Annotated in this window: 23 protein-coding genes and 8 tRNA genes; 3 read left to right on the top strand and 28 right to left on the bottom strand. The window is 59.9% G+C overall.

Annotated elements, in window-relative coordinates; all coding sequences use genetic code 11:
• The first annotated feature begins 184 nt into the window (after window positions 1-184).
• Window positions 185-261, top strand: a tRNA-Pro gene (locus ACM62Q_RS05925).
• A gap of 31 nt (window positions 262-292) precedes the next feature.
• On the opposite strand, the gene ade is transcribed toward ACM62Q_RS05925, so the two are convergent.
• Entirely contained in the window at window positions 293-1,963 is a 1,671-nt protein-coding gene (gene ade, locus ACM62Q_RS05920) for an adenine deaminase (RefSeq protein WP_415034531.1), read from the bottom strand.
• Between the two features lie 145 nt (window positions 1,964-2,108).
• Window positions 2,109-2,185: transfer RNA gene (locus ACM62Q_RS05915), tRNA-Asp, on the bottom strand.
• A gap of 231 nt (window positions 2,186-2,416) precedes the next feature.
• Here ACM62Q_RS05915 and ACM62Q_RS05910 point away from each other — a divergent pair.
• Window positions 2,417-4,204 carry a putative bifunctional diguanylate cyclase/phosphodiesterase gene (locus ACM62Q_RS05910; RefSeq protein ID WP_415034529.1) on the top strand — a complete coding sequence of 596 codons (1,788 nt, stop codon included), beginning with the start codon at window positions 2,417-2,419 and terminating at the stop codon, window positions 4,202-4,204.
• Between the two features lie 177 nt (window positions 4,205-4,381).
• On the opposite strand, the gene ACM62Q_RS05905 is transcribed toward ACM62Q_RS05910, so the two are convergent.
• From ACM62Q_RS05905 to gltX, 6 genes are all read right to left on the bottom strand, one after another.
• Window positions 4,382-4,457, bottom strand: a tRNA-Glu gene (locus ACM62Q_RS05905).
• A gap of 30 nt (window positions 4,458-4,487) precedes the next feature.
• A tRNA-Ala gene (locus ACM62Q_RS05900) sits at window positions 4,488-4,563 on the bottom strand.
• Between the two features lie 36 nt (window positions 4,564-4,599).
• A tRNA-Asp gene (locus ACM62Q_RS05895) sits at window positions 4,600-4,676 on the bottom strand.
• 45 nt (window positions 4,677-4,721) lie between these two features.
• Window positions 4,722-4,797 (bottom strand) — tRNA-Glu (locus tag ACM62Q_RS05890).
• Window positions 4,798-4,819: 22 nt separating this feature from the next.
• A tRNA-Ala gene (locus ACM62Q_RS05885) sits at window positions 4,820-4,895 on the bottom strand.
• Window positions 4,896-4,957: 62 nt separating this feature from the next.
• Complete coding sequence (gltX, locus tag ACM62Q_RS05880) at window positions 4,958-6,352, bottom strand: glutamate--tRNA ligase (RefSeq protein WP_415034527.1); 1,395 nt, start codon at window positions 6,350-6,352, stop codon at window positions 4,958-4,960.
• A 209-nt stretch (window positions 6,353-6,561) separates the two neighbouring features.
• Between gltX and ACM62Q_RS05875 the strand changes: the two genes are divergently transcribed.
• Window positions 6,562-6,636: transfer RNA gene (locus tag ACM62Q_RS05875), tRNA-Val, on the top strand.
• Here ACM62Q_RS05875 and ACM62Q_RS05870 read toward each other — a convergent pair.
• From ACM62Q_RS05870 to ACM62Q_RS05775, 20 genes are all read right to left on the bottom strand, one after another.
• Entirely contained in the window at window positions 6,637-7,581 is a 945-nt protein-coding gene (locus ACM62Q_RS05870; protein WP_415034525.1) for a tyrosine-type recombinase/integrase, read from the bottom strand. It lies immediately after the preceding tRNA gene.
• A gap of 160 nt (window positions 7,582-7,741) precedes the next feature.
• Window positions 7,742-8,035: a hypothetical protein gene (locus tag ACM62Q_RS05865; protein WP_415034523.1), complete on the bottom strand. Its 294-nt coding sequence runs from the start codon at window positions 8,033-8,035 to the stop codon at window positions 7,742-7,744.
• Window positions 8,035-8,466, bottom strand: coding sequence for a hypothetical protein (locus tag ACM62Q_RS05860; protein WP_415034521.1), 432 nt, complete (start codon window positions 8,464-8,466; stop codon window positions 8,035-8,037). The genes ACM62Q_RS05865 and ACM62Q_RS05860 overlap by 1 nt, the downstream gene beginning before the upstream one ends.
• Entirely contained in the window at window positions 8,463-9,416 is a 954-nt protein-coding gene (locus ACM62Q_RS05855; RefSeq protein ID WP_415034519.1) for a DNA cytosine methyltransferase, read from the bottom strand. Before ACM62Q_RS05855 ends, ACM62Q_RS05860 begins: the two co-directional genes overlap by 4 nt.
• A complete protein-coding gene (locus tag ACM62Q_RS05850; protein WP_415034517.1) occupies window positions 9,413-9,859 on the bottom strand; it encodes a hypothetical protein in 447 nt (148 codons plus the stop codon). Before ACM62Q_RS05850 ends, ACM62Q_RS05855 begins: the two co-directional genes overlap by 4 nt.
• Before the next feature lie 52 nt (window positions 9,860-9,911).
• Window positions 9,912-10,235, bottom strand: a complete 324-nt coding sequence (locus tag ACM62Q_RS05845; RefSeq protein WP_415034515.1) for a hypothetical protein — start codon at window positions 10,233-10,235, stop codon at window positions 9,912-9,914.
• 94 nt (window positions 10,236-10,329) lie between these two features.
• The gene (locus tag ACM62Q_RS05840) at window positions 10,330-10,566 is read right to left on the bottom strand and encodes a hypothetical protein (protein ID WP_415034513.1); all 237 of its coding nucleotides are present in this window, start codon (window positions 10,564-10,566) and stop codon (window positions 10,330-10,332) included.
• Between the two features lie 282 nt (window positions 10,567-10,848).
• On the bottom strand, window positions 10,849-11,196 hold the full coding sequence (locus ACM62Q_RS05835; protein WP_415034511.1) for a hypothetical protein: 348 nt from the start codon (window positions 11,194-11,196) through the stop codon (window positions 10,849-10,851).
• 83 nt (window positions 11,197-11,279) lie between these two features.
• Window positions 11,280-11,837, bottom strand: a complete 558-nt coding sequence (locus ACM62Q_RS05830; RefSeq protein WP_415034509.1) for a hypothetical protein — start codon at window positions 11,835-11,837, stop codon at window positions 11,280-11,282.
• Between the two features lie 79 nt (window positions 11,838-11,916).
• Window positions 11,917-12,132: a hypothetical protein gene (locus tag ACM62Q_RS05825; protein ID WP_415034507.1), complete on the bottom strand. Its 216-nt coding sequence runs from the start codon at window positions 12,130-12,132 to the stop codon at window positions 11,917-11,919.
• 24 nt (window positions 12,133-12,156) lie between these two features.
• Window positions 12,157-12,417, bottom strand: coding sequence for a hypothetical protein (locus ACM62Q_RS05820; protein ID WP_415034505.1), 261 nt, complete (start codon window positions 12,415-12,417; stop codon window positions 12,157-12,159).
• A 34-nt stretch (window positions 12,418-12,451) separates the two neighbouring features.
• The gene (locus ACM62Q_RS05815) at window positions 12,452-13,411 is read right to left on the bottom strand and encodes a DNA cytosine methyltransferase (protein ID WP_415034503.1); all 960 of its coding nucleotides are present in this window, start codon (window positions 13,409-13,411) and stop codon (window positions 12,452-12,454) included.
• On the bottom strand, window positions 13,350-13,595 hold the full coding sequence (locus ACM62Q_RS05810) for a hypothetical protein (RefSeq protein WP_415034501.1): 246 nt from the start codon (window positions 13,593-13,595) through the stop codon (window positions 13,350-13,352). The genes ACM62Q_RS05815 and ACM62Q_RS05810 overlap by 62 nt, the downstream gene beginning before the upstream one ends.
• 41 nt (window positions 13,596-13,636) lie before the next feature.
• Window positions 13,637-14,005 (bottom strand): hypothetical protein, encoded by a 369-nt coding sequence (locus tag ACM62Q_RS05805; protein ID WP_415034499.1) that lies wholly within the window; start codon window positions 14,003-14,005, stop codon window positions 13,637-13,639.
• Window positions 14,002-14,256, bottom strand: coding sequence for a helix-turn-helix domain-containing protein (locus tag ACM62Q_RS05800; RefSeq protein WP_415034497.1), 255 nt, complete (start codon window positions 14,254-14,256; stop codon window positions 14,002-14,004). The genes ACM62Q_RS05805 and ACM62Q_RS05800 overlap by 4 nt, the downstream gene beginning before the upstream one ends.
• Window positions 14,253-15,101 carry a hypothetical protein gene (locus tag ACM62Q_RS05795; RefSeq protein ID WP_415034495.1) on the bottom strand — a complete coding sequence of 283 codons (849 nt, stop codon included), beginning with the start codon at window positions 15,099-15,101 and terminating at the stop codon, window positions 14,253-14,255. The genes ACM62Q_RS05800 and ACM62Q_RS05795 overlap by 4 nt, the downstream gene beginning before the upstream one ends.
• Window position 15,102: 1 nt before the next feature.
• Window positions 15,103-15,804 (bottom strand): hypothetical protein, encoded by a 702-nt coding sequence (locus tag ACM62Q_RS05790; RefSeq protein WP_415034493.1) that lies wholly within the window; start codon window positions 15,802-15,804, stop codon window positions 15,103-15,105.
• Between the two features lie 10 nt (window positions 15,805-15,814).
• Window positions 15,815-16,072, bottom strand: a complete 258-nt coding sequence (locus ACM62Q_RS05785; RefSeq protein ID WP_415034491.1) for a hypothetical protein — start codon at window positions 16,070-16,072, stop codon at window positions 15,815-15,817.
• Window positions 16,073-16,082: 10 nt separating this feature from the next.
• A complete protein-coding gene (locus ACM62Q_RS05780) occupies window positions 16,083-16,427 on the bottom strand; it encodes a hypothetical protein (RefSeq protein WP_415034489.1) in 345 nt (114 codons plus the stop codon).
• Between the two features lie 1,337 nt (window positions 16,428-17,764).
• Entirely contained in the window at window positions 17,765-18,523 is a 759-nt protein-coding gene (locus tag ACM62Q_RS05775; protein WP_415034487.1) for a DNA ligase, read from the bottom strand.
• Window positions 18,524-18,615: the final 92 nt, after the last annotated feature.

Genomic DNA, 18,615 nt, shown 5'->3' with positions numbered 1-18,615 from the left:
TGAGCGCTTCCAGTTGCCAAAAAAAGCGATAAATATCAGAAAGATCGGGGGGTGGCAAGCAAGATCGATGGTGCACTGCAATGATGCTGGGTTTCTGTTCTCTTGTTCCTTGGCAAAGTGCAAAAAAAACTGCGGCAAGGGGCTGGTTTTCCCCGCGCACCCCCGGTACAATCCGCCCCCTTGTCGGGGCGTAGCGCAGTCTGGTAGCGCATCTGCTTTGGGAGCAGAGGGTCGTGAGTTCGAATCCCACCGCCCCGACCACTATTTTTGCGAGTTTGTCTGGGCGTCGGCGCTAGACGAAGCTCTCACTACATTCGGTGGCCGCTACGCTCAAGGGCGTCAGGCTGAAATTATTGCCATCGAACAATCCCCGGTCACTCAGTTTGAGTTCTGGAATCACCAGCAGGGCCATGAAGGAAAGCGTCATGAACGGTGCCCGCAAGGGTGAGCCGAGGCGCTCGTGCAGTATCGTGTTCAGGCGGGCGTAGTGTTCTGCCACCTGATCACCGTCGGCGTCACTCATCAAACCGGCGATCGGTAACGGCAACAGCTCGCAGTGCCCGCTGGCATCGACCGCGGCCAGGCCGCCTTGTGCGGCAATGACGGCATTTAAAGCTGCCGCCAGGCTGTGCGGGTCGCAGCCAACGCCAATCACATTATGTGAGTCGTGCGCCACGCTGGACGCCAGCGCACCCGCCTGCAGACCAAAACCACGGATGAGTGCTAGCGCCGGCACTGCTGGCGTGTAGCGATTGACGACGGCAATCAGCAATACATCATCAGCCGGCACAGGGCCGTTGATGGGCAGGAGCAGGCTGCGGGTGAGCAATTCTCCATCGAGGGCGAGGATGACCCGGGTCAGATCGGGCGGGTTTTTGTGTTCTTTCGTAATCACCAGTGCTTCGGGGGTCACCGGGCGGGCTGCGAAACGATTGATCGGTGTCACCGGCAGGGCGGGCAGGAGACTTTGCCCTTGACGTGCCGCCAGCGTGCCGTTCAGCCAGACGGCGGCGACCGTAAAGTCACATAAATTGTCCACCTGTACGGCATTGAACGGGTCGCCAACGCGCAGCTGTCCGAGCGTCAGGCCGTAATGGCGCTGCGGCGTCAAACAACTGGCTTCGAGCACCGTAAAAACGTCGTGCCCGAGCGCTACGGCACGGGCAATGAGGCGGTCGATGTGACCACGCGCCAGGTCGTCAGGGTGGCAGTCGTCGGTGCACAGCATGATTTGCCCCGGGTACGCGCTCAGCAATGGATGCAGCGTGTCGAAATTACGCGCGGCGGAACCTTCGCGAATCAGGATTTTCATGCCTGCCGCAAGCTTGTCTTCGGCTTCTGCCAAGCTAGAGCATTCGTGGTCGGTGCTGATGCCGGCAGCGGCGTAGGCGGCGGCGCTTGCTCCGCATAATCCTGGCGCGTGGCCGTCGATCGGCAGGCCGCATTTTTGGGCGGCCGCGAGCATGGCCTGTAAATCCGGATCGCCCGCCAATACGGCGGGAAAATTCATGACTTCCGATAAATAGCCGATGCCGGGTGTCGCCAGCAAGCCTTCGACCTCGCTCACTCCGATGCGCCCGCCGGCTGTCTCGAAAGATGTTGCCGGCACGCAGCTGGGTGCGCCGAATAGAAAATGGAACGGGGTTTGTGCGGCATTGGCCAGCATCCAGTGCACGCCGTCACAGCCCAAGACATTGGCGATTTCGTGCGGATCGGAAATTGCCGCCATAGTGCCGTGGCGAACTGCCATCCGGGCAAATTCGACCGGCGGTAGCAGGCTGCTTTCGATGTGTACGTGGGCATCGATGAAACCCGGCAGAAGATAGGGCCAAGCGGGGTTTTCCGGCCCGAGTTCGCGGATCTGTGTCAGCTTTCCGTGATTCCAGACGACTTGGGCGGCACGAATACGCCGTTCGGCAATATCCACGTGATTGCATTGCAAAATGCCAGAGGATTGCGGCATGGCTTTTCCTTGTGTTCTTTTGTTTGTGCCGAGTTTGGAGAAAGGCATTGCGGCAGGCCATCGGCGCAAAAATTTGGAGTTTATAAGTCAGCACAAAAAAGCGGGCGCAAAAAAACCGCCCTGCGGCGGTTTTTTTGAAATCTTTTGGCGGAGTGGACGGGGCTCGAACCCGCGACCCCCGGCGTGACAGGCCGGTATTCTAACCAACTGAACTACCACTCCGCACTTTTTCGTCGGCCTTGACCAACGAAGCTGCGCATTCTGCCACGGGTGTCTGCCGAACGCAATGGGACAAACTGGAAAAACCCTGTGCAGCGAGGGGTGTCGTTGCGCATGGGGGAGGCGCCGAGTACCATCGGACACTTGCTGGCGCGCGTGCGGGGGGAGGACTGCTTACGGTCGGGGAGGCCCATTGCGCATATCGCTGCAGGTAAATTCATAGGAATGAAGAAGATGTTCAAACGTTTCTTTTCTTTCGTTCAGGGAAGGCAGGAAGAGCAGGGGGCGGCAAGCCTTTCGGCGGATTCGTTGGCAGCGCAGTCGAGTGCGCAGTTGCGTGTATTTGAAGCCATGTTTATGCAGGCGCAGCCGGTGATGGTGACGGATGCGGGGGCGCACATTCAGCGGGTGAATCCGGCGTTATGCGCCTTGATGGGCTATGAGGCGCAGGAAATGCTCGGGCGCACGCCGAAGATGTTTCGCTCCAGCCACCACGATCAGGCATTTTATGACCACATGGTGCGCACGATTGGCGAAACGGGGTATTGGGAGGGGGAAATCTGGGATCGTCGCAAAAGTGGCGAGGTTTTCCCGAAGTGGATGAGTATTCGCGCAGTGAAGGATGCCGCCGGGCAGGTGCACAATATGGTGGCCTGCTACACCGACCTGAGTGGCCAGCAGCATGCCAAGGAAACCATTCATCAGCTGGCCTTCTATGACGTGCTGACGGGTTTGCCCAATCGTGCCTTGTTGCGTGATCGTTTGCGGCAGATTCAGCGCGATTGCGCGCAGCAGGCGACGCAAGCGGCGTTGTTTTTGCTGGATTGGGACGATTTCAAGGTCATCAATGACAGCCAGGGTTATCCGGCGGGGGATGCGTTTTTGCGCCTACTGGGCGAGCGCATTTGTGCCGCACTGCCTGTTGGTGCCGTGGTGGCCCGTTTGGGTGGCGATGAATTCGCCATGATTTTGCCGGCGCTGGGGGGCGATGCAGAGCAAATTGCGGCGCAAGTTGAAACCACTGCCGAGCGTTTGTTGCAGGCCTTGGCAGCGCCCGCGCCGGTGGGCGAGTTGAATTATCAGGGGAGCGCCAGCCTGGGTATCGTCCTGGTCACTGCGGACAGCCCCGACGCGGACAGCTTGCTCAAACAATCCGAAATGGCGATGTACCAGGCCAAGGGGGAGGGGCGCGGCGGTTTGCACTTCTTCGACCCCGAGCTGGAACGCAGGGTGAGCGAGCGTTTGCGGCTGGAGCAGGAGTTGCGCAGTGCGATTATGCAAGGGGAGCTGGTTTTGCATTATCAGCCGCAGGTACGGGTGGATGCGTTAGGGCATTTTGTGGTGACCGGGGCGGAAGCCCTGGTGCGCTGGCAGCATCCCGAGCGTGGTTTGCTCGGCCCGGGTTTGTTCATTCCGCTGGCGGAACAAAGCGGTCTGATCGTCGCTCTGGGGGATTGGGTGCTGCGTGCGGCCTGCCAGCAGCTGCGTGCGTGGCAAGCGCATCCTGAGCGCAAGCAGTGGGTTTTGGCGGTCAATGTGAGCGCCGCACAGTTCGTGCAGCCAGGTTTTGCCTCAGAGCTATGCGCGCTGTTGCACAGTAGCGAGGTGCCGCCGGAGCATCTCAAACTGGAGCTGACCGAAAGTTTGCTGGTCGACCAGCCGGAAGTCGTGATTGCCACCATGGAACATTTGCGTGCCAAGGGTGTGCGTTTTTCGCTGGATGATTTCGGTACGGGCTATTCTTCCTTGGCTTATCTGAAGCGTTTGCCCTTGAATCAGTTGAAGATCGATCAGAGTTTTGTGCGCGATCTGGAGCACGATGCCAATGATGCCGCCATTGCCCGCTCGGTCGCTGCCCTGGCGCAAGGTCTGGGCCTGGCGGTCATTGCCGAAGGGGTGGAAACCCAGGCGCAGCAGCGTATGTTGCACGCCATGGGTTGCCAGCATTATCAGGGTTACTGGTTTAGCAAGCCCTTGCCGCTGGCGGATTTTGAAATTTGGAGTGCAGGGAAGATCGGCTAAAAAAACCCGTGACGGAAAGCGCTGCTTTGCAGAATCAGGCAGCGTTTTCCACCGCTGCGCCGCGCTAAACGTGTTGTGGCCTGGGGTTTTGCGAATGGCAACCTGCGCTGAATCCTTGCTCTTGCAGGTGTTGTCCCATTTTCCGCCGCTGGCGGATGCTTGGTTTGACTCGGTGTTTGGCGTCCCCACGGGGATTCGAACCCCGGTTACCGCCGTGAAAGGGCGGTGTCCTAGGCCTCTAGACGATGGGGACCCGGACAAACCACATCAAGAATTTGCTGCGTGGTGGAGGTAAGCGGGATCGAACCGCTGACCTCTTGCATGCCATGCAAGCGCTCTCCCAGCTGAGCTATACCCCCAAACCCGGAGAAACAGCCAAATTCTTAAGGTAAAACTGGCGGAGTGGACGGGGCTCGAACCCGCGACCCCCGGCGTGACAGGCCGGTATTCTAACCAACTGAACTACCACTCCGCGCTTAAGACTGTGCAACTGCCCGTATGTGCAGCTGCCAATTCTTGGCGTCCCCACGGGGATTCGAACCCCGGTTACCGCCGTGAAAGGGCGGTGTCCTAGGCCTCTAGACGATGGGGACCCGGACTTTCTTTCGAACTTGATGGTGGAGGTAAGCGGGATCGAACCGCTGACCTCTTGCATGCCATGCAAGCGCTCTCCCAGCTGAGCTATACCCCCGCTCGAAAGAAGGCCGCATTGTAGAGAGCTCGTCGGCCCTTGTAAAGGGATTTTCAGGGTTTTTAGAGATATTTTTTCAAGGCGGCCAGGACCCGTTCGCGGCCCATCAATTCGATGACGGCATCGACCGACGGGGTTTGCGTCTGGCCAACCAGTATCGCGCGTAGCGGCATGGCAAGTTTGGGCATCTTGAGCTTGTGTTCGGCGAGCGTGTTTTTGATCAGGGCGGCGATGGCAGGAATTTCCCAGTCAATTTCTGCAATGCCGGCAGCAAAATCGCTCAGCGCCGGGCGGCTTTCATCGGTCAGGTGTTGCGTCAGCAATTCGGCGCTGGGCTCGACGTTTTGGTAGAAGATGCGTACGGCCTCGGCCAGGGCGCACAAGGTATTGCAGCGCTCGACGTAGAGTGCGACGGCCTTTTCCAGGCAGGGGCCGGAGTCGGTTGCGACATTCAGGCGCGCCAGATAGGGGCGGGTTTTGGCGGCCAGTTCGGAGAGCGGCAGCGCCTTCATGTAGTGCTGGTTCAGCCACAGCAGTTTTTCGGTGTTGAACTGCGCAGCCGAGGCGGTGATATGGTCGAGGTCGAACCAGGCGATAAACTGCTCGCGGTTGAAAATTTCGGCATCGCCGTGCGACCAGCCCAGGCGGGCGAGATAGTTGATGACGGCTGCCGGCAGAAAACCTTCTTCTTCGTACTGCATCACCGATACCGCGCCGTGACGCTTGGAAAGCTTGGTGCCATCGTCGCCCAGAATCATCGAAAGGTGGGCGTAGGTCGGAATTTCCGCCCCGAGCGCCTGCAAGATGTTGATCTGGCGCGGGGTGTTATTGACGTGGTCGTCGCCGCGGATGACGTGGGTGATGCCCATTTCCCAGTCATCGACGCAGACGCAGAAATTGTAGGTGGGTGTGCCGTCGGCGCGCGCGATGATGAGGTCGTCGAGTTCGGCGTTGGCGATGGCAATGCGCCCTTTGACGGCGTCTTCCCAGGCGACGACACCGTTTATCGGGTTCTTGAAACGCACTACGGGTTCGACCCCGGCCGGCGGTGGCGGCAAGGTTTTGCCCGGTTCTGGCCGCCAGCGGCCGTCGTAACGGGGTTTTTCCTTGCGCGCTTCCTGTTCGGCACGCAAACTGTCCAATTCCTCGCGGCTGGTGTAGCAGTAATAAGCGGTGCCGGCAGCGAGCATGTCCTGAATCACCGCCTTATAGCGATCCATGCGCTGCATTTGGTAGAACGGACCTTCGTCGTGCGTCAGTTCCAGCCAGGCCATGCCGTCGAGAATGGCCTGCACCGCTTCCGGTGTCGAGCGGGCAACATCGGTATCTTCGATGCGCAAAATGAATTGCCCGCCATGGCGTCGAGCATAAGCCCAGGAAAAAAGCGCCGTGCGAGCGCCGCCAATGTGTAGATAACCGGTGGGGCTGGGGGCAAAACGGGTGCGGACAGGTTTCATGGGGAAAGGCTTAGAAAAACAAAAGTCCGCCATTTTAGCGGACATTGCAAGAAGATTTGACCGCCTGGAAACGATGTGATCTAATGCGCGCCTTCTTCGACGGGCGGTTAGCTCAGCGGTAGAGCACTGCCTTCACACGGCAGGGCAAAGCCTGCATTCATGCGGGTTTCTGCAAGTCCGGTGTAAAAACCGGTGTAAGAATTGGCAATGCGCGATTAACTCAGCGGTAGAGTGCCACCTTCACACGGTGGAAGTCACTGGTTCGATCCCAGTATCGCGCACCATCACACCAGCGCCGACAACTTGCCCAGCGCCTCTTTCTGCCGATCAACATGCAGATGCGCGTACCGCTCTGTCGTGCGCACCGTCGTGTGTCCGAGAATGTCACGCACCACTTCCAGCGGGACGCCTAGATTTATCAGCATACTGGCGCAGCTGTGGCGAAGATCGTGGAAATTGACATCGATGCCTGCCTTCTTGCGCGCCCTGGCGAACCCTGTTTTCAGCCCCTCGAAATTTATCGCGAGCGGCACGTACTCAAGCCACGGCCGAAGCGCCGGGACGATGGGCACCGTCCGCTGGCGCAGGGTTTTGGTGTTGCCGGACTGGATGCGCAGCGTGTCTGACTGGATGTCATCGGCGGTCAGCTTGAGGATTTCCCCGCGCCGGCAGCCGGTGAGCAGCGCAATCCAGATTGCCGCCCGGACTTGCTCGCTGGCGCAGTCTGCCAGCAGCTTGACCTGCTCGATGTTCAGGTAATTGTGCCGGGCGTTGTTCTCCGGCAGCCGGTGTGTCCTGGCGCCGTAGTCCTCCGGGATCAGCCGCGCCTTGTACGCTATTTTCAGCGCCGCTTTGACGGCGCCAATGGTGCGATTGATTGTTGCCGGCTTGTAGTGATCGCGCATGTCGTCGATCATCTTCGTCAGCGCAAGATCGACATCGCTTGCCTTGACGCCCTCCAGCCATGGACCCGCGCGTAGTGCGTGCTGCTTCGCGGTGTCCGGGCTGCGCAGCGTTTCCGCGTGGGCAAAATACAGCCCCATGATTTCCACCATCTGCGGATCACCGGGGATACCTGGCCGGCGCTGCATTGCCGATTTCCGCAGATCGGCCTCGATCAGCTTGGCATCACTCTTAGTTGCACCTTCCGGCAGGCGTCGGTGAATTCTTTTGCCGCCGACCATGATACCGACGTGCAGCCGGCCTTCTTTATCTGCCCAGATTGACATGGCTGATTCTCACGTAACCACTTTTTGACTTCGGCCATGTCGTACCGCTTCGCACGCAGGCCAACCGGCGTGTAGGGTAATCCAAGATGCTCCAGCCGTCGAACCGTTGATTCAGAAATGCCAAGTTCAGCGCAGAGCTGCTGGCGGGTAAGGCTGGTTGTCATACTCCATCCCTCCTAATCAATTCCGACCTCGCCTCACCAAGACCGCGCTCTCGGCAGCCTTCGCATTTGGCATCGGCCAGGCTCATGTCGTAGCGGCATTCGGCGCTCATGGCGTGCGGTATCCAGGCCAACTTGATACGCGCATCAAGCCCGGTGTCTCGGTCGTCCATAAAGTCAGCCAGCCCGTCCGGCGCAAAGTAGCCAGCGGCAAACGGATGTCTGTTGTGGCAGGCATAGGCACGCCCGTTATCCACTGTGCGGGGGTGGATTTCGTGGTCAAGCACTGGCATTACGCAGCCTCCTGTTCATTCTGAAAGCATGGCGAATGCTGCATAAGCCACGCGTGGTTAAGGTTGGTATGCCCTGCATGAGTCGCACGTTTGATGAATTGGCAGTTCATACAAAGTATTTGATATTCCTCGGGACGAAATTCAGCTTTCGCTCTTCGATAAACTCCGCGCTCTCCAAGTGATCTCCTTTCTTCATTGCCATTGTTTTTCTTGTGGTCTAAAGAAAGGGCGCGCATGTCATCAAATCCGCACATTGCGCAAACTCGGCCATACATCTCAAACAGCTTCAGCTTTTCCCTTATTTTTGCCTGCCTTGACTGTTCGTTGTATTTCTCCGGGCTTTCGCTGCGCAATCGCCTCATTACTTCCCGCTTTTGCTCCCGCGCTTTCTCCTTGTTCTTCTCGTACCACTTTTTGTAAGGCGAGTTCATTGATTACCTCCTGCCAAGAGTCTAAACGCCATAGCCGCGCAAATCGGTACTTGTCCGTTGCCAATGGCTTTAAGTCGGTGTGACCGATTGGCCATCCCATTAACCACTCGACCCAATCCGGATTCAGGCGCATCGGCGGGGTCTGCTGGCCAGGCTGGAAATTCTCCCGTTCCACGGTGTAGTCCAGTCGGTCGTCCGAGTTGGCGCGGTTGTGGTTCTTCGACCATCCTTTGCTGGCCGAGGCCGTGGCCGTTGGCCATGTTCTCTGTGCCACCGCCCATCCCAGCTTGTTCGGCTTCTCCCGCCCGTCCCCGCTGCATCTGAGCGCCAAATCCTCTGATGCTTTGCAACTGTTCGGCGTTGGCCAGTATTTCGGATTCAGAACTTGCGCAGATAGCTTCGGCTCTCCACGGCTGTTCCACTTCCCGGCCTTCCGGTCTGCCGAATCGTCTGCCACGATGGTTTGCCACAATCCAGACGCGGTCCCGCTGATGGGGCGCTCCTGTGTCGGATGCCGATAGACATGCCCATTGCGCGTCATACCCCATTTCGGCAAGATCACCGAGGACCACGGCAAGTCCTCTTCCCACAAGCAATGGGCTGTTTTCCACGAAGACGAAGCGGGGTCGTACCTCACCGACGATGCGGGCCATTTCGCGCCAGAGTCCAGATCGTTCGCCGTCGATGCCTTTGCCGTTACCTGCTGCACTGATGTCCTGGCACGGGAAGCCTCCACAAACGACATCAACAATGCCGCGCCATGGCTCTCCTCGAAAGGTGCGCACGTCATCCCAAATCGGGAAAGGCGGGAAGGTTCCATCGTTTTGTCGTGCCACAAGCACGGCTTGGGCGTATGGTTCAAATTCGACTGCGCAGACGCAGCGGTGCCCAAGCAACTGGCCGGCGAGTATTCCGCCACCAGCGCCTGCGAAAAGATGTAGCTCATTCACGCTGCCTCCCTAATCATTCCAGCCTCTTCGGCACGCATGTCCCGCGCCCGAGACAGAGCCGCCTCCGCATCCACAAACAGCGCGCCGCTCTGGCGCTTCCAAAAATCCTCACTGGCATCAACCAGCAACTCCAGCGCCTGGATTTCGTCGCCAGTTGCGCCGATCCGGCCCTTTTCCTTGTGCCGGTCTTTCATGTTCATCAACGCGATGCCGGCCACCGTGCAGGCGGCAATGGCGCTCTTGTCGTCCCGCTCGTTTGCCGCCAGCATGAGCATGTCGCGGCAGTCAGCCAGGACGTTGAAATGATCCGTCGTCGCCCAGCCGCCACGCACCGCCAGCACGGCACCGCGCTCCTGCAGGCAGACTTCCGGGTTGAGATGCAGGGCAACAAGGGTAGGGGCCAGCGCCAGCCGAATCACGCGCTTGCAGCGTTTTCTGCTCACTGTTTTTATCCTCTGTAGGTGTGTTTGATGTGATAGGCACCGTTTTGGGTGTCTACTTAGCATTGGGCGGCAAGGCGGCACGGTCCAAGCGCTCAATCTCTGCCAGGATCAGAGCGCCAGCCTTAACCAAGTCACGGCGCGCATTGGTTGGCTTCCACCACTGCGGCGCCCACGGCCACCCATCAGGCACCGGACAGGTTTCGGTTTCGCCGTCCAGGTACTTCGTGGCAAACCCGGCGCTTATCGCGTAAAGACCTGCGGCGCGTGGCATTTCGCCATTGTTGTGCTGGTCGTCGTGTTCTGGCGTCCATCCTTCAACCTCTTGTTGCCGGCGGCGCTCGTCAAGCACGTCGCATTCCGCTTTCGTCAGTTCCATTTCAGTTCCTTTCCGGGCGTCTGCCGCCCAACATTTCAGTCAACGCGGACCTTCGCGGCTACGCCGCTCGGCCCGTTACTGCCAGCGTTGGGCGTCACTTCACGCCGAGCGCGTTGCGGATTTCCTCGCGCGCCCGATGCGCGCCCGCCTGGCGCCCCAGGGAGAAGGCGCGGCGCATCGCCTCACGCACCCATTCGTGCGGCTCAAACAGGGCAGCAAGCGCTGGGGTATTCGGCAGGTAGGCGTGGTCCGCGTGTGCGATCAGCGCCTCATCACGGGCAACGTTCAGCAACTTCGCTTCTTCATGTGGCAGCAGGTTCCATTCAGCCATCTCGTTCTCCTTCCGGGCGTCACGCCCAACTATTCAATCAACCAGACCGGCTAGACGCCGGCTGGTTATCTCCGGCGTTAGCGCCCATGTGCAGCGCCTTCGTCGTCAAATCCAGGACATGCCGAGCGTCAAGCGCCCCAGGCACTCCGGCCCATGTATGGATCACCCGCAGCGCGGAGCGCATTTCTTCGGCGTGCCGCAGCGCGTCGAAAATGTCGCTGTGCCCAAGCTCTGCGAGCATCCTTTGTGCTCGTGCCACTCGTATGGCTGGTTTGTTTGCGCTCATCTTGTCCTCTGTTCGCTAACCCTGCGCTCCAGCTCCCGCAACCGATCAAGCTCAGAATCAGCAGCAGTTGCAAGTTCCGCCGTGGCGTGGCGGGCTTGTTTGTGACCGTTCTTCCGCGCATCCGCACTGGCTTCGAGATGCGCTCTTGCCAGCCTGTGCCCCTCGTTGCATCCGGAAAAATAGGCGTCTGCCTGCGCCGTCCCTGCGCGGTAGGCGCAGCGCACACTCTGCGCTTCCCCGAGACGGAACCGCAGCACGTCCAGGACGCCTTGCTTGTACTCCGCACTTCGCGGATCGCGCGGCTTTGAAAATGCCGCTGAGTAGATGTCTTGTGCTTTGCTCATGTCATCATCCTTTCCGTGTCGCCGCTGCACAACTATTCAATCCACGCGACCGCTTCGCGGCGCGTGATCTCCGGCGTTAGCGGTCATTCGCCCGTCGCGTTCTCAAGTTTCTCAATCAGCGCGTCTAGCGACTCATCAGGGTCGTAGCGACCATCGCGCTCGTTGTATAGCCGCTCCAGCGCTTCCTGCATGGCTTCGTGGCTACGCTGCACGTATTGATATACGTGCGGCCAGTAGAGGTGAGCTAGGGCAAGGAATTCCATGTTCGCCTTTGCGTAGTCGTCCATGCCGCGTTCGCCGCCTTCCGGCGATCCGGTGGGGGCCGCATACCAACAAGGGGAGAGAATCAAGCCTTCGCCGTTTTCCCAATCCGGAATCTCAATGCGCGTGTTGTCCGTGCATTCATCTTCGTCAAGTTCGCAGGCTTCGCAGTTTTCCATGCCGCACCCACACTCTGCGTCGGTGCGATAGGCTTCCAACTCGACCGGGCTGGTTTTCTTCCAGGCTTCAGTTATTTCTTCCACCATCGCGTCGCCATACATCGGGGTCAAAAAACTCCGCGCCGAAAATAGGTGGTATTTGGTTTCGCCTTTCAGCGCCTTTTCAGGATTCCAGCGTCTTGCCAGTCTTTTCAGCATCATTTCGTTCTCCGTTTGTATTCAAAATCGCTAACCCGGCGCTCGTTCGTACTGCCCTGACGGCCCGCCGCACAGCTCTGCGTTAGGCGGCAACAGGTTGCGCCTCGCTCGTTGCAAACTTCACCACCAGCGGTTCCGGCACTTCGTAGCCCATCATCGACTCAAGCACATAGACCGGTCGCCCGTTTTTCTTTGCCAGTCGGTGCGCTTCGGCTACAGCTTCGGCCTCGATGAAGTGCTGCTTGTGCGGGGCCTGTCCGCCTTCTGCGAACACCATCCAAAATTTGTAGTGCGTCATCTTCTGTCCTTTCAAAGTTCCCGCCTAACCCGGCAGTCCAGCGGACGCCGTTCTGGCGCCGCTGACTTCTGCGTTAGGCTGCAGTGGAAGTTGCGCCGCTACCTGTTCGTTCTTTTTCTTGACGCTCTTCGGCTTCTTCAGCAAGTCAGCCCGCACAAGCGGCTGACCTTCTTCGTTGTACGCAATCACGTAATCCTCTCCATTGAACTTGCACCAGCCGTAGTGCCGGGCAATGGAAAGTTGGCTGTTCTGCCAGTGGTAGATTCGTTCCGGGTGCTTTTCCATTTGTTTCTCCTCGTCTTGCCACCTAACAATTCATTCAAGCCGCCCTGATCGCACGAATGATGTCAGCCGCAACAGGCGGGCATACGGCATTGCCGAGCAGGTGAACAGCATCGCGGTGCGTCTGCGGCAGGCAGTAGTCGTCCGGGAATCCCATGGCGCGGCGGCACTCGGTTGCGCTAATCATGCGCATTTCGTCCCCACGCACCACCGCCCAGCGGTCGCGGGTGGTGATTGTGCCGATGGGGCGGTGCAGGCTTCTCCCGCCGCGCTCGTTGCCGTAGTAGGCGGTCAGGAACGCATCGCCATGCGCCGCACGTCCGTTGGCAATGCGCGCCAGTGTGGCCGTACTGCGCCCGGGGCGGCTGATGCGGCTCCAGCGGCCGGCGTGCAGATCAATGATCTGTGCTGCCGGAACGTGTTCGCGCTTAGGTAGGCGAATGGTCAGCGGCACGTTCGACCGGCTGCCGACAATAAACATGCGCCGACGGTGCTGAGGTACGCCGTGGTCAGCCGAATCAACAATGTGCGGCGACAGGCTGTAGCCCAGCGCCTGCATGGCGGATGCCCATGCGGGATAGAGCGCCCATTGCAGAAATTCCGGTACGTTTTCCACCACCACAAACTGTGGCCGGTGGAATTCTGCCGCGCTGACCACTGCCCAGGCCGTGCTGCGGCTGGCGTCGTGCTGCGGGTTTCCGTGCCCCTTGCCGCGAGCGCGGCTATGGCCCTGGCAGCAGGGCGACGCCAGCAGCAGGTCGTGCGCTGGCACGCGGGTCCAGTCGGCCTGGTGCAGATCCTGACAGACGTGTGCCGCGCCAGGATGGTTTGCCGCGTGCCATTCCACAGCCAGAGGCCAATGGTTTGCAGCCCACACCACCTCGCACCCAGCCAGCCGTGCTCCGGTCGAAAACCCGCCCGCGCCTGCGAACAGATCAATGGCTTTCAACTGCGCTGCCCGAATCTGAAAAACCGGCCATCGGCACAAACCCGACATAGCTATCGGTCTGGCACTTGCGATACACCACCGGCTGCTCGCCGCCGCTGTCGTGTTTGATGGTTTCGTGTGCCGCGCACTCGCCACGGCGTTCGCACCAGTCATGCGGGGTGTCGCCGTGAGCAAGGCAACGGGTCATGCTGTCCGGCAAGGGCAGGGTGATTGGTGTGTTGGTGTATTCCATTTGTGTTTCCTTTCTGTTATGCGCCGGATTTTACCGGCGGTTCATGCCGCACTACCCCCAAGACTGCCGCACGGGAAAAACACAATCGCCGGGGCGGCGGTGTCCTCGACAATTTCGTTGGCTTCGCCGAAATGGTCGAGTTCACGGACCAGGGTTTCGATGCGTTTGGCCAGCGCGGCAACCCTCTTGCCCTTGTAGGCCGGGTCGGCGATGGCGTTTTCGACGTAGGGCAGCGCCTGGCAGAGCAGGTCACCGATGTCGTCAAATCGGTGGGCCATGGCAATGGCGGCATCGATGGCTTCGCCGACGATCTTTGGCGGCAGCATGTCTGGCCCGCCGCCGATCTCGCCGTCGTAGCGCCGCCACGTCTGGTGGCGCTCAAGCAAATTCGCGCACTGCGCGGGCGTCACGGCTTCGCCCTACGCACAAAAACATCAAAAAGAATGTCGATATCCGGCGCCTTGGTCGGCGTAAATAGCACGGACTGGCCATCTCCGCGCTCCCCGCGAATCAGCCCTTTATCCCGCAATTCGACGATGTAGCGGCCAATGTTGCTCTTCCAGATCCCGGCAGCCGCCGCCAGTTCTGTCCTGCTCTTCGGCTGTCCGCCAGCCAGCGCGTCAAGTACCCGCTGCGCTGGCTGACTCAATTCGCAACTCATAGCCGACCTCCATTTGCCTCAAACGCCGCAACTTCCTCCCGCGTCATACGAAACCCGGCTGCATGGCGATGTCCGCCACCGCCAAGCGCTGCCGCAATGGCGGACACATCCGCGCCGTCTGGCGCAGAGCGCAGGGACCACTTGCGCCCCTGCTCGTCGTCTTGATACACCGCCGCGAATGGGTTGCCCTGCGCCAGCCGCGCGCCGACTTCGCTGGCGTAAAACCAGGGCACATTAGCTGCGGGCACCGGCACGCCGCCGAAATGCACCCAGCGCGTCAGGTTTTCAACCAGCGCCGTAACGTGCTGCTCCTGCTGCCGGGCGATGGCACACCCCTCGCGTTCAAGCTCTCGCAGCGGCTTGCGCATCAACGCGTCCCATGCGTCAAACTCCATCGGGTAGCTGTAGAGCGCAGCGACAATCTCCCGTGTCATCGGCAGCTTCCACTGCCACAGGTCGCGGTCTTGGATGTGATAAAGCAGCGCCGGCGCGTGCGTTTGGCTGCCACAACAAATCCGCCAGGCGAGCAAGGCGCCGCAGCTTTCGTTGTCGAACACGACACTCACATTCTCCGGCAGATCCACAAGCTCGCTCTGCGCCGTGGCGTGATGGTCGAGAACGAGGATGTAGTGCGCCTGCGCCGCCATGCGCAGCAGGGTAGAGCGCTTGTAGCTGAAATCGACCAGGATCACATCGCGGCCAGTCACGTCCGGCGGATCTTCGCCGTATACGCCAGGATGAAAATCCACCGCTTTGCCTTCCTCGGTCAGCGCCTTGCGAACCACCCAGGCGCCCGCAAAGCCATCCGCGCAGCCATGGTGGTAAATGCACAAAATCTTTTCCATATCAACTCCCAGACCAATTGACGCCGGCCTCGATCACCCGCCGCGCCTTGCCTACCGGCACCAGCGCCAGCACATCGGCGCGCCCGTTGCGCTTGGCAGCCGCAAGCGCAGCCTTAACCGCGCTGTCGCGTTTTGCGAAGACCCGCGGTGCCCGCTTGTGTGCCCGCACCAGATAGCCGGTGGCTTTGCCGGCAACCTCACCCGCGCCGGCCGCATGCGTGGCCTGCGCAGCCTCAAGCTCCATTTTGTGAATGGTCTGCTGTGCCGCCTCAAGCTCGATCTGCAGACAAGCAATCTGCTCGCTCATGCCATCGACCTTGTTCTGCAGGTCGTCTGTCGCCGCTTCTTCCTCCGCTGGCCCACCGCCGACATCCGCAACGCCACGCTTAACGGCAGCAGAATCTGTGTCCCGCCGGTAAGCCTCCGCCCGCTTCGCCCGCACCTGCTCCGCCGCATGGATGCTGCGGTATTTGTCCCAGTCGCTGGCGACCACGCCGGCAGAGAGCCGGTATTCGTTCGTCGGCGCCAGGCCGGGACGATCCACCTTGCAGCTGACAATGAACCTGCTGTTGGTGGCCGCGAAAATAAGCGGCGCAACCTTTGCAGCAGGCACGCCAATCGCTCCCGCCAGCTCCGCCGTGCGGATTCCTGGCCTTTTCTCGATCACGTTGATCGCCTTCTGGATTTTTGTCACTTGCTCCACAGATAACCCCTCACGCCAGTGTGTAAATCTGCACATCGCCCGGCGCAGAAAAGCGGCGGCGGTACTCGCCGCGCAGGCGGCACAGCTGCATGGACAACTCGTCGCGCCGCGCCAGCAGCGCCATGCGCCCAATCGGGCCTTCTACAAGCGGCAGCGATTCGATGTTGTCGCTTAACTCGGTTTCGATCTGCCGGATCTGGAAAACAAGCAGGGCGCGTGCGGCAAGGTCAGAAACCCGCCGCGCAGATGATTTGATCAGTGAAAACATTGCGAACTCCTTACTTTGTAAGCCGACGCACAAGCGCCAGCAGGTCGGATGGGTTGGTGCGATAGCCGAGATGGATCACCCGGCCACCGACCCGTCGGCACACCTGGTAGCGCCCGCCGACAGGCATGACAAAACACGACGTGCCGCGCGTCAGTTGCCGCGCCTGGTCAAGCGTTTCGGATGGCGTCATCTCGTAACTCCATTTCTTGATCGGGTTTTGATTGCGCCACCCCATGGGCCGCCTGCGCAGGACCGCGAGAATCAATCCTGCGCAGGACTCCCGGCACCAGGCCGGCTGGGGTGGCTGTTGCTGATAAGGCGCTCTTTCCACACTCAGCTGCATGTAGGTAGTCACAGGCACTTGCCCCTGCCTGTACCGCTGCCTCTGCGGCGCATCGGGGTGTCGCAGCTACGGAATAAAAAGCGCCCGGACGAACCGGGCGAAAAGGCGGGGGACGCCTGTGGAGAAAACACGGGAGGCGGCTGCTGGCGTCGGCGTCAGTCGCCAGATGCTTTTAGGTAGTTCAACCGCCTCTCGTGTTCCACCTGCTTACAGCTCCCGGCAGGTGGGTCGGGTGTTGGCTCGCGGTTGCGATCCGCTGGATTTTTGCGGGGTGAGAGGTGGCGACACGCTCCAGTGCACTGGCTTCGCTACGCACCGACCTTTTGACCGCTACTTCTTCCTCCAACCAACACGGCTGAGGCCGGATTCCAACTGTTTCCCCAAGATTTCATGTCTTGGCAGTACCAGCCTCAGCCGTGTTGCCCTCGTCTTTCCGAGGCGTCAGGTTCAGCGTGTTGAGGCCGCTTTTTGCTCAACGTGTTGCGCCTTGATTACTAACCCACGCGCAGGCTTTCATCTTCCGGTTTGTTGATGCTGTACATCACCAACAGCGGAGCGTCCTCATGCGAGACAAGGCGCGGCGCAACTGCCTTGCGTACCGGATACCGCGCCACCGCTCCGCTGTTGGCCCTCCCGCTCTTACCCGGCGGGAGGTTTAGGCTGGCGCGTCGCTGAGATGCAGGCTCTCGGCGCCGTTACTTTCCTGCACTGCCTCTTGCCCGGTCTCTCCCGGTGTCGCGAATCTTTCGTCCATCGTTGCGGCCTGTGTCGGGTTCAGGCTCCGGCCAGATTCAGGAATCGGGCAACCCCAGGCAATCGCGTCAGCCTGGTGTGACGTTTCAATCTGCCCGCATTTATCAGCGCCAATGCAGGTAGGCGCCGCTTGCCGTGTCTGTCGCCTGGCGAACAGATCAGCTTGCGCTCGCTATTGCTGCCGTCACCGCCGAGGCTTCCCCGGCTCTTGCTGCAAGTTGCGTCTTGCCTCCTTTCTCACTCAGCCGGAGCGCGTGTGCGGGCTGGAAGCTATCGACCGTTGCGGCCTTCGCTACTATTTATCGCGCTGGTTGTACCGGTCCGCGCTGTTCCGCGGCTGGGTGGGCATTGGCCCTAAAGAGCTGGTGCTGCAGGTGCTGCTGTATTCCTTGCCCATCCAGCTGCGTCTTTCCGAGGATTCGCGCTGCACCATGCCAAATGGCCTGGCGGCTGATGGACCGTGTGGTATTGCTCTATCCCTTTACTCATGCACCTAAGCTGTCGGCCAGATTGCGCGCCACTGTCGCCGTGCGACGCATGGCAGCGCCCTGCTGCTTGGCGATCTGCGATTGCGGTTTGTATGACATGGCGCTGACTCACTCATAGTCGCGAACAGCGACAAAAGTCGGGAATCGCGGAACACCACCATCGGTTAGCCCGCAGAAACCGAACGTGACCATTGCCCCGACTGCTGGTGGAATCTCGCGAATCGCATCGCTCATGCCAGCGCCAACCCGAAAAACCTTGCCTTTCCACTGGCAGATCAGCGCCCCGACCAAGCCTTCAATCCGGCCGCCACCAGATTCGTGACCGATCACCTGCGCCTCGTCGGTCTCGAAAGGCTTGTATTTCAGCAAGTCGCTGGATCGCTTCTGCTGGTAGGCGCTACCGGGGCGGCGCAGCATGACGCCCTCGGCGCCTTGTTCGACCAGGGCAGCGAAAACAGCATCAAGATGCGCCTTTCCAGTGCAAACAACTTGCTCAATCACCTGGCTAAATTTGCACCCAGCAAGCGCATCGCGCGCAGCCTGCAAACGCGCTTCAAATCCGCCTGTGGTCAATGGTGCGTCGAAAACTATGTAGCGAATATCGACCCACTCTGCATCGACTGGCACCTTCTTGCGCACCGCACCTGCCGTGCGCTGGAACTCGCCACGACCGACGAACAACTCACCATCGAGCGCAATGTTGTTGGGCAGCGCGTCAATGAACCATTGCGGGGCGCTGATGGAGTTGCCGTTTCTGGTCAGCAACTGTCTGCCATTCCAATAGGCGCGAACGCCGTCCAGTTTTTCTGAAATCAGCCAGCCAGTGATTTGCTGGTTGGCGTAGGGCTTGGCGAGCATGACTTCCATGGTTCATCTCCTTTTCTGGCTTCCTTGACCTTCTGCACCTGGGCCGTCGGGTCATTGGTGTGTTTTGCTGCGATGGCTGAATATTAGTCCGG

The sequence above is a fragment of the Azonexus sp. genome (assembly GCF_047638095.1).
In the GTDB taxonomy this organism is placed as follows: Bacteria; Pseudomonadota; Gammaproteobacteria; order Burkholderiales; family Rhodocyclaceae; genus Azonexus.
Note: the sequence above shows the minus strand (reverse complement) of the source record. Positions and strands in the feature narration are given on the sequence as shown.

Excerpts from the sequence above, each read along its gene's own strand:
- ACM62Q_RS05825 (WP_415034507.1), bottom strand. The coding sequence starts at position 12,132 with ATGACGCACTACAAATTTTGGATGGTGTTCGCAGAAGGCGGACAGGCC.
- ACM62Q_RS05835 (WP_415034511.1), bottom strand. The coding sequence starts at position 11,196 with ATGAGCAAAGCACAAGACATCTACTCAGCGGCATTTTCAAAGCCGCGC.
- ACM62Q_RS05840 (WP_415034513.1), bottom strand. The coding sequence starts at position 10,566 with ATGGCTGAATGGAACCTGCTGCCACATGAAGAAGCGAAGTTGCTGAAC.
- ACM62Q_RS05815 (WP_415034503.1), bottom strand. The coding sequence starts at position 13,411 with ATGTCGGGTTTGTGCCGATGGCCGGTTTTTCAGATTCGGGCAGCGCAG.
- ACM62Q_RS05820 (WP_415034505.1), bottom strand. The coding sequence starts at position 12,417 with ATGGAAAAGCACCCGGAACGAATCTACCACTGGCAGAACAGCCAACTT.
- ACM62Q_RS05865 (WP_415034523.1), bottom strand. The coding sequence starts at position 8,035 with ATGCCAGTGCTTGACCACGAAATCCACCCCCGCACAGTGGATAACGGG.
- ACM62Q_RS05800 (WP_415034497.1), bottom strand. The coding sequence starts at position 14,256 with ATGAGTTGCGAATTGAGTCAGCCAGCGCAGCGGGTACTTGACGCGCTG.
- ACM62Q_RS05775 (WP_415034487.1), bottom strand. The coding sequence starts at position 18,523 with ATGGAAGTCATGCTCGCCAAGCCCTACGCCAACCAGCAAATCACTGGC.
- ACM62Q_RS05810 (WP_415034501.1), bottom strand. The coding sequence starts at position 13,595 with ATGGAATACACCAACACACCAATCACCCTGCCCTTGCCGGACAGCATG.
- ACM62Q_RS05870 (WP_415034525.1), bottom strand. The coding sequence starts at position 7,581 with ATGTCAATCTGGGCAGATAAAGAAGGCCGGCTGCACGTCGGTATCATG.
- gltX (WP_415034527.1), bottom strand. The coding sequence starts at position 6,352 with ATGAAACCTGTCCGCACCCGTTTTGCCCCCAGCCCCACCGGTTATCTA.
- ACM62Q_RS05845 (WP_415034515.1), bottom strand. The coding sequence starts at position 10,235 with ATGGAACTGACGAAAGCGGAATGCGACGTGCTTGACGAGCGCCGCCGG.
- ACM62Q_RS05860 (WP_415034521.1), bottom strand. The coding sequence starts at position 8,466 with ATGAACTCGCCTTACAAAAAGTGGTACGAGAAGAACAAGGAGAAAGCG.
- ACM62Q_RS05910 (WP_415034529.1), top strand. The coding sequence starts at position 2,417 with ATGTTCAAACGTTTCTTTTCTTTCGTTCAGGGAAGGCAGGAAGAGCAG.
- ACM62Q_RS05830 (WP_415034509.1), bottom strand. The coding sequence starts at position 11,837 with ATGATGCTGAAAAGACTGGCAAGACGCTGGAATCCTGAAAAGGCGCTG.
- ade (WP_415034531.1), bottom strand. The coding sequence starts at position 1,963 with ATGCCGCAATCCTCTGGCATTTTGCAATGCAATCACGTGGATATTGCC.
- ACM62Q_RS05785 (WP_415034491.1), bottom strand. The coding sequence starts at position 16,072 with ATGTTTTCACTGATCAAATCATCTGCGCGGCGGGTTTCTGACCTTGCC.
- ACM62Q_RS05795 (WP_415034495.1), bottom strand. The coding sequence starts at position 15,101 with ATGGAAAAGATTTTGTGCATTTACCACCATGGCTGCGCGGATGGCTTT.